Source organism: Desulfobotulus sapovorans DSM 2055, assembly GCF_059569355.1.
Map to the genome: position 1 here is coordinate 19,300 of NZ_JCANVJ010000020.1, position 12,109 is coordinate 31,408.

Sequence of the window (12,109 nt, forward strand, 5' to 3'; positions counted from 1 at the left end):
TTCAGTACATCAAACCGTCTAAACACCCTGCAATATAAGGGTGTCGTATGTTACAGAACAGATATTTCAAGCCGGACAGGGGCTACTGTCCGCCGGATTCTTCCGGAAAAACGCCAATTCCCCTGAGGAAAAGATCGACCAGAGGTTCAGCCATGCTGACCAGATCGTATTTCCCCTCCGCCATTACCCAGGTACTGATCACCTCATCCACAGCCCCCAGGATGAAGCGCTTGACCAGTGCCATATAGAGATCTTTCCGGATCAGTCCCTGAGCCTGCCCTTCTTCCATGATCTCCGCGATCAGCTCTCTATAGCGTGCGGAAATCTGATTGACCTGCTCTGCCATGGAGTGGATTTTCCGGGTTTCCGCCTGGAAAACCACGGCCATTTCCCGATCCTCCTGAAAGGCTTCCAGATGGCAGATAATAAACCGCTCCAGCTTCTCACGGGCATTGTCCGCACCATCGATAGCCGTACGGAAACGGGAGAAAATATCTTCGGTTCTTTCTTCAAAAAAACGGGCAAGAATATCATCTTTATTCTTAAAATAAAGGTAGATGGTGCCATCGGCCACACCGGCTTCCCTGGCAATTTCCGATATGGTAGCCCGAAAAACCCCGCGCCTGGCAAAGACCACAATCCCGGCCCTTAAAATCCGCTGGTACTTATCCTGCCTATCGATCCGCGAAATAAAGACCTCCCTCACTCAAAAATACGGCTGTATTCTGTTGGAACATCCTTCGTTTTCCGCGTCATACGGGATATATCAGACCAAATTATCCGGCCTGTTCAAAATGAGGATAGTCTCATTTACCAGCCGTGAGGGAAGACTGTCAAGCCTTTTATGACCATACGCCCCGAAGAAAAAACACTGTTTGCGATACGATTTATCACCCGCTACAGAGCCGCAGCCAGAAGCCTTCTGGTATAGTCCTGCTGCGGCCTGTCCAGAATCTCAGCAGCTCTCCCAGCCTCCACAATATGCCCGTCCTTCATCACCAGAATCCTGTGGCTGATGGCCCGGATCACCTTGAGGTCATGGGAAATAAAAAGGTAGGAAAGCCCTTTTTTTTCCTGAAGATCCCTGAGAAGCCCCAGCACCTGGAACTGCACCGTCCGGTCAAGGGAGGAGGTGGGCTCATCCAGAATCAGGAGTTCCGGGTCGAGCACCAGAGCCCTGGCAATGGCGATACGCTGGCGCTGCCCTCCGGAAAATTCATGGGGATAGCGGAAGCGTACGCCTGGATCCAGCCCCACCTCCTCCAGAGCCCGCACCACACGGGCCTCACGGGAAGGTCCATCCCCCAGACCATGCACCAGAAGGCCTTCGGCCACGATGTCCGCCACAGTCATTCGGGGACTCAGGCTTGCAAAGGGATCCTGAAACACCACCTGCATCCGCCGCCGGAAGGGTTTCAGCGCCCCGTCCCTTCTCTCATGAATAGAAACACCATCAAGAAGGATCTCCCCCTTCGATGCCAGAAGCCTGAGCACGGCAAGGCCAAGGCTCGTTTTTCCGGAGCCGGACTCGCCCACAACCCCTAAGGTTTCCCCCCGGCCCAGCATGAAGCTCGCGTCGGAAAGGGCCTTAAATTCCTTTTTCCTTCTGAAAAGTCCTGTCCTGATGGGAAAGGTCACCTTAAGGTTCCGCACCTCCAGCAGGGGCCGCCCTTCTGCCGCAACATTTTCCGGAGGCGCCATGTTTTCCGCCTGAAGAAGCCTCCGGGTGAAGACCTCCCTGCCCCCCCCTTCAAGCAGTTTTACCGTATCCTCCACCTCCACAATGCGGCCCGCATCCATCACCGCCGTGCGATCCGTCCCATGGCGCACCACCCCGAGATCATGGGTAATGAGCAGCATGGCCATGCCCATCTCCCGCTGAAGCTTTGACAGAAGGGCCAGAATCTGGGCCTGCACCGTGACATCCAGCGCCGTGGTGGGCTCGTCGGCAATAAGCAGATCCGGCCTGTTGGCAATGGCCATGGCGATCATCACCCGCTGACGCTGGCCTCCGGAAAGCTCATGGGGATAGGCTTCCATCCGACGTTCCGGTTCAGGAATCCCCACCGCTTCCAGAAGCTCCAGCACCCGCTTTTGCAGCCTCGATGCGGAAACAACACCCTCATGAACACGGATGCCTTCTCCGATCTGCCGCCCGATCCGGTGCAGGGGATTCAGCGCCGTCATGGGTTCCTGAAAGATCATGGAAATGCGCTTTCCCCGGATGGAACGCATGGCGGAAGTCTTTAAGGAAAGAAGATCCTCTCCTTTGAAAAAAATCCTGCCCGAGACCCCGCATCCCGGCCCAGAAGGCAGAAGCCTCAGAATGGCGTGGGCGGTGAGGGATTTTCCCGAACCCGAAGCGCCCACAAGGCCAAGGGTCTCGCCCGGAGCCAGCTCCAGGGACACATCCCTTACGGCCGTAAGAATCTCCCCGCCACCGGGATGAAAACGAATGCCGAGGTTTTCAATGGAGAGCAGAGGCGTCTTCATGCTTTCCGGCCCTCCATTCTGGGGTCAAAGGCGTCCCGCACCCCTTCTCCGATAAAAACGAGGAGGCTTAAAAGCAGGGCCAGCACGCAGAAGGCGGAAATCCCCAGCCAGGGCGCATGAAGATTGGCCTTGCCCTGGGCCAGAAGCTCGCCCAGGGAGGGGGAGCCGGGGGGCAGGCCAAAGCCAAGAAAGTCGAGCGCCGTGAGAGAGCCGATGGCCGCACTCACCTGAAAGGGAAGAAAGGTTAAAACCGCCACCATGGCGTTGGGCAGAATATGGCGCAGCATGATGCGGCCATGGCCCATACCCAAGGCCCGTGCCGCACGCACGTATTCAAGGTTTCTGCCCCGGAGGAACTCCGCCCGCACAACCCCTACAAGGCTCATCCAGCCAAAGAGAAGCATGATGGCAAGGAGCCACCAGAAATCCGGAGCAATGACGCTGGACAGGAGAATAAGAAGGTAGAGAACGGGCAGGCCGGACCAGATTTCAATGAAGCGCTGCCCGAAAAGATCCACCCATCCGCCAAAATACCCCTGCAAGGCCCCGGCAAGAATGCCCATGGCAGAACCTAAGCCCGCAAGGCAGAGCCCGAAAAGAACGGAAATACGGAAACCGTACACCAGCCTTGCCAGCACATCCCGGCCCAGATCATCGGTGCCCAGCCAGTTGCCCGGAGAAGGTGGAGCAGGAAAGGCCTCCTTCAGGCCAAAATGGATGGTGTCATGGGAAAAGGGAATGGGCGGCCAGATCATGAAGCCCTCTTTCCGGATGAGGGCCTGCACATGGGGATCCCGGTACACCGCCTCTGTCCCGAGGGTGCCGCCAAAGCAGGTTTCCGGATAGGCCTCCAGAACGGGAAAAAAGGACGCGCCCTGATACCGCACATAAAGGGGCCGGTCATTGGCCACCCACTCCGCAGCCAGGGTGAAAAGGAAGAGAAAAGCAAAGATCCAGAGCGAGATCCAGGCCCTGCCATTTTCCCGGAAACGCCGCCAGCGGCGCTCCCCCACATGGCCCAGCAAAGGTTTTCCCATATATGCGCCTCCTTATGCGCCACGGCTTTCAAAATCGATTCTCGGATCCACCAGAGAATAGGTGAGGTCACTCACAAGGTTTAACACCAGTCCCAGCAGGGTGAAAATGTACAGGGTGCCGAACATGACGGGGTAATCCCGGCCCATGGTGGCCTCAAAGCCCAGAAGACCGAGACCGTCCAGGGAGAAGATCACCTCCACCAGAAGGGAGCCCGTGAAGAACATGGACACAAAGGCCGCAGGAAAGCCCGCAATCACAATGAGCATGGCATTGCGGAACACATGGCCGAAAAGTACCCGGCCTTCGGAAAGGCCCTTGGCCCGTGCCGTGACCACATACTGCTTGTGAATCTCGTCGAGAAAGGCGTTTTTGGTGAGAAGGGTGAGGGTGGCAAAACCGCCGATGACCAGGGCTGTCACCGGCAGAACCAGATGCCAGGCATAGTCCAGTATCTTTCCCATCATGGAAAGATCCGCAAAATCAGGAGAGGTCAGCCCCCGCAGGGGAAAGATCTGCAGCCAGGCCCCGCCCGCAAAGAGCACCACGAGCAGCACCGCGAAAAGAAAGACGGGCACCGCATTGCCAAAAACCACCAGCGCCGAGGTCCAGAGGTCAAAGCGGGAACCGTGACGTAAGGCCTTGGCCACGCCTAAGGGAATGGACACCAGATAGATGATGAGGGTGCTCCAGAGTCCTAAGGAAATGGAAACGGGCAGTTTTTCCCCGATAAGCTTCAGAACCGGGGTGCTGCGGAAAAAACTTTCCCCGAAATCAAAAACGAGAAAATCCCGGAGCATCTGGAAATAGCGCACATGCAGGGGCTGATCAAAGCCGTACATCTTTTCAATGCGGGAAACCAGTTCCGGATCCAGGCCCTGAGTGCCCCGGTACCGGGATTCGCTGCTTTTGTCCGAGGCAAGCGAGGTGCTGGCCGCCACCTCGGAGCCGCCCACGCCGGAAACCCGGGCCGTGAGGCCCGGCCCCTTCCCTTCCAGCTGATGCAGCATCTGCTCCACCGGTCCGCCGGGAGCCGCCTGAATGATGAAAAAGTTGATGGTGAGAATGCCAAGCAGGGTGGGCACAATGAGCAGCAGTCTGCGCAGGATGTAGGCGGTCATGGTTCTCCCCGTGCATCAGGATCAAAAGGAATAAAAAAGCCGGAGAAAGAAAAAGTCTCCGATGTGACGGAACAAAGGGCCTATTCCGCGTTCTTGTCCCACCAAGTGTAGATGGCAAGCCCATAGGGCGGGGGATTGTCCGGCATGGCGATGGTGCTGCGATGGGCCAGACGGAAAACCGAGGTATGCCAGTTGGGTACCAGATAATGCCCATGGCGCAGCACCCGGTCAAGGCTCCGGCAGGCAGCGATGAGGGAATCCCGGTCCGGAGCCGTGGCAATGGCCTGCACCAGGGCATCCACCGCAGGATCACAGATGCCCATGGAATTCCGGGAACCGGGGGTGGATGCCGCCTTGCAGCTCCAGAAATCCTCCTGCTCGTTTCCCGGAGACAAAGACTGGGGAAAAACCGCCACGGTCATGTCAAAGTCAAAACTGCGCATGCGGTTCACATACTGGGAAGGATCCACGGAGCGGATACGCGCCCCGATGCCAAGGCGCTTCAGGTTCTGCACATAGGGCAGCATGACCCGTTCAAAGGCCGGGTTGTGCAGAAGAATTTCAAAACGAAAGGGTCTTCCCTCGGGCGTATGCAGGATCCCGTCCTTCAGAACGCAGCCCGCTTCTTCCAGAAGGGCTGCGGCCCGCAGCAGCTGAGGCCGCAGAAAGCCCGATCCGTCCGTCAGCGGCGGAAGGGATGCCGGCCCGAACACCTCATCCGCCACGATTCCCCGCAGAGGCTCCAGATAACGGAGCTCTTCTTTTGTGGGCAAGCCCCTGGCCGCCATCTCCGAATTGCTGAAATAGCTTCTGGAGCGCACATACTGATCGTGGAAAAGGGTGGTGTTGCTCCACTCAAAATCAAAGGCAAGGCTTAAGGCCTCCCGCACCCGCACATCCTGAAACAGGGCGCGCCGGGTGTTCATGGCAAAGCCCTGCATGCCGCCGGGAAGCTTATGGGGCAGGATGGTCTTCACAAGCTGCCCGTCCCGGAATGCTTTTCCCGTATACTGGGTGGCCCAGATCTTTGCCGTGTTTTCAAGGCGGAGATCGTAGTGCCCCGCCTTGAAGGCTTCCAGGGAAATGGTGGCGTCCCGGAAATATTCGTAGGCGATACGGTCAAAATTGTACTGCCCCCGGTTCACGGGAAGCTCCCGGCCCCAGTACTCCCCATCCCGCCGGTAAACCACCCTGCGGCCCGGCTCAAAGCTTTCCAGGCGGTAGGGCCCGCTTCCCAGGGGAATGCGAAACCCGGAACGACTGAAGTCCACCCCTTCCCAGTCCTTTTCCGACAAAACGGGAAGCTGGCCCAGAATCAGGGGCAGCTCGGGGTTGTCCGCTGTCCTGAAGTCAAAGCGCACCTTGCGCTCATCCTCCGCCACCACCTCCGCCACATCCCGGTAATACCGGGCATAGTGGGGTTTTCCCTCCTTCACCAGCATGCGGAAGGTGAAGACCACGTCCGAAGCCCGCACCGGGCTCCCGTCATGGAAACGGGCTTCGGGGTGCAGGGTGAAACGGATCCAGCTGCCGTCCTCCGCGAGGGTTACACTTTCCGCGAGAAGCCCATACTGGGCAAAGGGCTCATCCTCGGAAGAGGTCATGAGGGTGTCAAAGAGAAGTCCGATGCCCGACGCCGCCATGCCCTTGATGATAAAGGGATGAAAACTGTCAAAGGTGCCCAGCGCCTCCATACGCAGGGTGCCGCCCTTGGGCGCGTCGGGTCTGGCATAGGCAAAATGGGTGAAATCCGGGCCGTAGGCGGGTGCCGCTCCCAGAGACAGGGCGTGTTGCGGCAGGGCTTCGGCCCAAAGGGAGCCCGCCCAGAGCAGGGTGCAGAACAAAAGGATCAGGATTTTTTTTTGACGTATGCCCATCATCGATCCTCTTCCGTACGAATATGCAGCAAAGACGCCTTTTCCGGTTTCAGCACCTCACGGGCCAGCTCCCGCAGCTCCGCGTCCGTCCAGGCCTTGTAATCCTCCAGCAGGGTACGCGCCCAGTCCCGCTGCTCCGGCGAACGCACGGAACCGTCCAGCACCCCGTAAAGCCAGTAGCGGTTGTCCTGCTGCCGGGTGACGAGACTGTTCAGAAGAGGCCCCCGCACCCGCTCCAGCAGTTCCCCGTCCAGGGCGCCGTCCCCCAGATTCCGGGCCAGACGGAGAAGGGTGGCTTCCACGGCCTCTGCCTGATCCGGCGCAAGGGAAACCCCCGCCATGACCCCGCCCCACTCCGACCATACAGGATAGGCCCAGTAGTAACTGAAAGGACTGTAGGCCACACCGAGATGCTCCCGGATCTCCTCCCGCAGCCGTTCCCTGAGGGTCGCCGCCAGAAGATTCAGGCCCCTGTGCCGCAGGGAGGAGACTTCGCCTGAAACGGGAAAGCCCCACTGTACAAGGCTTGTCGGCGGGCTGGCCTTCACCCTGGCTTCCATGCGCCCGCCTTCGGGAAATGCCGGGGCCTGGGCGTAAAGTCCCAGCTTCTGACCGCCACGCACCGGACGCCTGCCCAGAATGTCCCCCAGAAGCGCCATGGCCGCATCCGGATCCACGGCCCCCACAAGGGAAATTTCCAGAGGATCGGAGGCCAGCGCCGGTTCCAGCCAGACGGCGACATCCGCCACTGTCCAGGCGCTGAGAGCCTCTTCCTCAGGCGGACAGAAGCGGGGATCGCCACCGGTGAAAAAGCAGGGGCTCATGCGTTCAAAACTTTTATCCACACTGCCCGCAGCCTCCCGGATCCCCCGGAGATACCGGGCGCGCACCAGACTGAAGGCCTCTTCACGGAATCCCGGATCTTCCAGCTGGGCCCGCAGGAGATGCAGAAGATCCCCAAGTTCCGTCCTTCTCGCCTCTCCGTCAAAAAAGAAGTGATCCACATCCACGCCAAAACGCAAGCGCACCCGCTTTCCCGCAAGAACCGTGTTCAGATCCTCCGGGGTCAGTGCCGAAGTGCCGGAAAAATTCAGGGTGTCCGCAGCCAGAAAGGAAAGCCCCGGCCAGGGCTCTCCGGCCCGGCCCGTTCCGAACCGCACCCGCATCCGCACCCGATCCGGCTCAAAGTCCGTGACCTTGATGTGGAGCAGGGTGCCGTCCGCATACAGCACATCCCGGATCCCCAGCTCCTTGTCCTCCCAGACCTGCGCCACCCTGTTTTTTTCCGAAGGCTGCGGCAGATAGGGAAAAACCAGGGGAGCCTGTTCCCGGATCCCTCCCGCTTCCAGATGTCCCGCCTCCAGATAGACACGGCGCATGGTCTGGGTTAACGCCGGATCCTGGGAGGAGAGGCCCTCGCCCATGAGACGGACAAGGCGGTGATTGCCGCCCCAGAGCTCCCGGAACGTCCGGTTCACCGCAGAGAGGGAAACCTCGCCCAGAAAGGGAAGCATCAGCCCGGCCATGGTCTCCGGCGCCACAGGAACGGTGTCCCCATAGAAATCCCGCAGCAGGGAATCGGCGATGGCCCCGCTCTCCCGACGGGCTGCGGCTGCGGCCTGACTCTCAAACCAGGCCCCAAGCTCACCGCGCACCCTTTCCAGTTCCGCCGGGGTAAATCCCTGCACCAGAGCTTCCCGCAGGGTGCGGGTCAGGAGGGCGAGGGCCGCTTCCCAGCGTTCCGGATCGCAGGCGGCGCGCATGTCCGTCATGCGCAACCGGCCATACAGGTCATGGGTATAGGCCACCGCGGAAAGAAGGGGGGTATCGGGCCTTTCCTTAAGGCGATCCAGCCGCAGCCCCAGAAGACGCATGGCCATGTAGCGCAGCACCGAGGCCTTTTCCGCATCCAGGGTGTCGGCTTCGGGCGAAAGCCCCTCCACCTTGCCGATGGCCACCTGAAGCCCGCCGCTCCCAGGTTCTGCATGGTAGAAAAATTTCAGGCCCTGATGGGAGGGTGCCCCCAGATCCGGCTCCGCCTGAGCGGGCGCACGGGGACTCAAAGACGCAAACTTCAGGCGGATCTCTTCTTCCACCGCTTTGGAATCCATCTCCCCCACGAGAAGGAGCAGCATGCGCTCCGGCCTGTACCAGGTGTCATAGAAGGCCCGGAATTCCGTCTGTCCCGCCCCTTCGATCACGGACTCAAGGCCAATGGGCGAACGTTCGGGAATACGGGTGCCCTGAAACAAAAAGGCCTGCTCCGCCTGCTGCATGCGGTAAGCGGCGGAATCCCGGTCCCGCTTTTCCGCCAGAACAATGCCCCGCTCCCGCGCAATCTCCTCCGGCGGCAGCAGCAGTCCGCCCGCGTAATCCGCCATGACCTGAAGGCCCTTGGCCAGGGTTTCGGGCTTTCCTTCGGGCAGGACAATGTCATAGACCGTACGGTCAAAGGCGGTGTGGGCATTGGTGTCCCCGCCGAAACTCATGCCGATTTCCTGAAAGAAATGGATGAGACTGCCCGGAGGAAAATGGATGGAGCCATTGAAGGCCATGTGCTCCAGAAAATGGGCCAGCCCCTCCTGACCTGCGGCCTCATGGCGGGAGCCCGCCTGCACAAAGAGGTGCATGTGCACCCGGCCTTTGGGATGGTCGTTGGGGAAAAAAGCATAGCGGAAGCCGTTTTCAAGACGACCGTAGTGCAGACGGCTGTCCGGAGAAAGATCGGAGGCCTCCCAGGGCCAGGCCGTCTGAGATTCCCCGGCCAGGGAAGGCGTGATGCCGGACACAAAAAAAGTCATCAGAAAACCCCATAAGACAAAAAATCGACGCATGTGTTCCTCCCGGAATCCATGGGTTATGGCAAAAAGCCAGATCCAGCATCCACCGCCTTTTCCGGATTGCGGCCCAAGCATGCCATGGCGGGACAGGGAGCGCAAGCAGGCCTCCCCACGGCAATCCGCTTCACTCCGTCTCCAAAACCGCCAAAGCCTGCATCCGTGCGGCAAGCTCCCGGACGTTTCCGGCCCAGTCCGGATCTGCGGCAAGCTCTGCAAAAACCGCCCCCGCTTCCTGATACCGGCCCAGACGCCAGAGGCAAAGGCCCTTTGCATAGCGTCCTTTTTGCCCGCCTTCCGCCTGTTCAAGGCTTTTCAGGGCAAGGGCACAGGCCCCCCTTTCCATATGGATACGGGCCTCCAGCATCCGGGCTTCGCTGCCTTCGGTTTTTTCCAGAAGAAAAAGGGCGGATCTTTTCCTGCCCGCAGCCAGAAGCAGCCTCACCCTTTCAAGGGCTTCCCCTTCACCGGCCCCCTTCAGAATCCTCGCCGCAGCGGAAGGCAGACCTGCGGCCCCGTACATGCGGGCGACAAGATCAGAATCCGGGGAATCCGAAGTGCCGAGACTCCCAGCCACCTCAAGGCTCAGGGCGGCCCGGCCCCGGTTTCCTGAAAGATCCTCCGCACGGGCCAGGAGCATCCAGTCTCCGGTCTGGGCGCTTTCCACGGCAAGACCGCGTAAAAGCCCAAGGAGGCTATCCGCCACCCGGCCTGATGCCAGGGCGGCATGTCCCATAAGACGCAGCCAGCCGGGATTTTTTTCTTTCTCCACCCAGGGCCGGAGGGTGTCCACGGCGGCCTTGAACTCCCCCGCCCCATACTGGCAGAGGGCCAGACCATGGGCATCCTCCCCTGCCCCGGAAAGAAAAAGCGCCTTTTCAAAGGCCCGGATTCCCTCCTTGTGGGCTTCTATCCGGTAATGGCTCCAGCCGAGATTTCTCCATAAGAAGGGATCTTCCGGCGCAAGGAGAAGCCCCCTCTGAAAGGCCTCCGCAGCACCGGCCGTATCCCCTGTGCGGAAACGGGCCGTACCGAGAAGGCCCCAGAACTCCTTGTGTGTTTCCCAGTCCTTTTTCAGGGAAAGGAGAAGATCCAAGGCCTTTTTTTCCTCCTTTTTCTCCAGGAGGATGAGGGCTTCCCGCAGACCTTCGGAAGAAAAACTCTTCAAAGGCAAGGCATGAAAGAAAACCCCGAGTACAAGCAGTATCCCGCACAACTTTTTCATGGCCCCTCCCCTCCGAAATGGATGGGCAGCTCAAAACGGGTCACCACATCCCTTTCCGCCACCCGGCCCGGTGTAAAACGCCACTGCCGGGCCGCATCCACGGAAGCCGCCTCAAAATACCCCGGTGGCTCTGCGGACAGCACCCGCACCTCCCGCACCCTTCCTGTTCTGTCCACCTCCATGAGCAGCCGGACCCGCCCCTGCCGGATGCCCTGCCTGCGGGCCGCATAGGGAAAGGCCGGCACCACCCTGTGCAGAGGCCTTGGCGTCTCATCCAGCTCCCCAAGACCGTACACCCGCTCCGGAGGCGGCGGGCCGGGAGAAGGCGGACGGGAGGCGGATGAGGGTGAAAAGTTTTCCAGATCCGGAGGCCGCACATCCGCAATATTTTCTGAAAAAAAGGGGAACTGGGGCGACTGGAGTGGCGGCGGTTCGGCCCGTGTGAACTCTCCAAAGTCAGGGGGCAGGGTTTCAAAGGCGGGAAGGGATGGGGGAGAGACCTCCCTTTCCAAAGAAGGGGCCTGGGCAGAAAGGGGGGCTTCAAGGCCGATGACAAGGGCCGGGCCTTCCCAGAGCCGCTTCGGGCCGGTGTCCTTTCCCGTGAAGAAAAAAAGACCAAAAAGTCCGAGGGTAAGGATGAGACCGCAGATCCCGCAGAAAGCCCAGCGCAGTCCCTCCCTCACTCCGGCCTCCGCGCCGCAAGGGCCAGATGGGGCACACCCGCCAGACGGCAGATGTCGAGAACCCGCATCAGCATACCGGAAGGGCAATTCCGATCCGCAGCCACCACCACCAGAGCGCCGGGGTTTTCAGTGGCAAAGGCCTGCATCCGGCCCCGGAGCACACCGGGATCCACGGGCGCATCCTCCAGAAAAACCCGGCCTGCGGCATCCACGGCCAGCACCAGACGCACGTTTTCCGCCTCCACCGCCGTCCGGGCCGAAGGCCGTTCCACAGGTACGGAGGTTTCCCGGATAAAGCTTGCGTTCACCACAAAAAAGATGAGCAGGATAAAGATCATGTCCAGAAGGGGCGCCATGTCGAGGCTGGGTGCGTTCTTTTTTCTTCTGTGGCGCAGGACTCTTTTCATGACGTTTTCTTCCGGAGAAGACGGACGCGGCGGCGTTCCAGCACATGGGCCATGAAAAGCCCCGGAATGGCGGCAAGAAGCCCCGCCTGGGTGCTCATCAGGGCTTCGGCAATACCTCCGGCCATGGCCCGGTTTCCGGAAAGACCTGCGACCTGAAGGCCCGAAAACATATGGATCATGGCGGACACCGTGCCGAGAAGCCCCACAAGGGGAGCTGCCGCAGCCAGCACCCGTATGGCGTGGATGCGGTAAGGAGCCAGGGTCAGGGCCTGATCCAGATTCTGCGGCCTTGCAAGATCCCAGAGGGTTTTCAGGCTCAAAGTCCAGATGAAAACAGCCATCAGACCCGCGCACCAGACCCAGAACCCCATGGAGAGCCAGGATTCCCAGACCCGCATTTCCCGGAACAGAAAACTCATATGATCCTGCCT

Annotated in this window: 10 protein-coding genes; all 10 read right to left on the reverse strand. The window is 60.0% G+C overall.

Annotation, left to right across the window (positions count from 1 at the left end):
- Window positions 1-82: 82 nt before the first annotated feature.
- The 10 genes from BR04_RS12580 to BR04_RS12625 all read right to left on the reverse strand — a co-directional run bounded on the left by BR04_RS12580 (window position 83) and on the right by BR04_RS12625 (window position 12,097).
- On the reverse strand, window positions 83-706 hold the full coding sequence (locus BR04_RS12580; protein ID WP_496356368.1) for a TetR/AcrR family transcriptional regulator: 624 nt from the start codon (window positions 704-706) through the stop codon (window positions 83-85).
- Window positions 707-897: 191 nt separating this feature from the next.
- Window positions 898-2,493, reverse strand: coding sequence for an ABC transporter ATP-binding protein (locus BR04_RS12585; protein ID WP_496356369.1), 1,596 nt, complete (start codon window positions 2,491-2,493; stop codon window positions 898-900).
- Window positions 2,490-3,530, reverse strand: coding sequence for an ABC transporter permease (locus BR04_RS12590; RefSeq protein ID WP_496356370.1), 1,041 nt, complete (start codon window positions 3,528-3,530; stop codon window positions 2,490-2,492). The genes BR04_RS12585 and BR04_RS12590 overlap by 4 nt, the downstream gene beginning before the upstream one ends.
- A 12-nt stretch (window positions 3,531-3,542) precedes the next feature.
- On the reverse strand, window positions 3,543-4,649 hold the full coding sequence (locus tag BR04_RS12595; protein ID WP_496356371.1) for a microcin C ABC transporter permease YejB: 1,107 nt from the start codon (window positions 4,647-4,649) through the stop codon (window positions 3,543-3,545).
- An 80-nt stretch (window positions 4,650-4,729) separates the two neighbouring features.
- Window positions 4,730-6,526 (reverse strand): extracellular solute-binding protein, encoded by a 1,797-nt coding sequence (locus tag BR04_RS12600; RefSeq protein WP_496356372.1) that lies wholly within the window; start codon window positions 6,524-6,526, stop codon window positions 4,730-4,732.
- Window positions 6,526-9,327, reverse strand: coding sequence for a M16 family metallopeptidase (locus BR04_RS12605; protein WP_496356373.1), 2,802 nt, complete (start codon window positions 9,325-9,327; stop codon window positions 6,526-6,528). The genes BR04_RS12600 and BR04_RS12605 overlap by 1 nt, the downstream gene beginning before the upstream one ends.
- Before the next feature lie 163 nt (window positions 9,328-9,490).
- Entirely contained in the window at window positions 9,491-10,588 is a 1,098-nt protein-coding gene (locus tag BR04_RS12610; protein WP_496356374.1) for a tetratricopeptide repeat protein, read from the reverse strand.
- Window positions 10,585-11,271 (reverse strand): energy transducer TonB, encoded by a 687-nt coding sequence (locus BR04_RS12615; protein WP_496356375.1) that lies wholly within the window; start codon window positions 11,269-11,271, stop codon window positions 10,585-10,587. Before BR04_RS12615 ends, BR04_RS12610 begins: the two co-directional genes overlap by 4 nt.
- The gene (locus BR04_RS12620; RefSeq protein ID WP_496356376.1) at window positions 11,268-11,678 is read right to left on the reverse strand and encodes an ExbD/TolR family protein; all 411 of its coding nucleotides are present in this window, start codon (window positions 11,676-11,678) and stop codon (window positions 11,268-11,270) included. The genes BR04_RS12615 and BR04_RS12620 overlap by 4 nt, the downstream gene beginning before the upstream one ends.
- Window positions 11,675-12,097: a MotA/TolQ/ExbB proton channel family protein gene (locus tag BR04_RS12625; RefSeq protein WP_496356377.1), complete on the reverse strand. Its 423-nt coding sequence runs from the start codon at window positions 12,095-12,097 to the stop codon at window positions 11,675-11,677. Before BR04_RS12625 ends, BR04_RS12620 begins: the two co-directional genes overlap by 4 nt.
- Window positions 12,098-12,109: the final 12 nt, after the last annotated feature.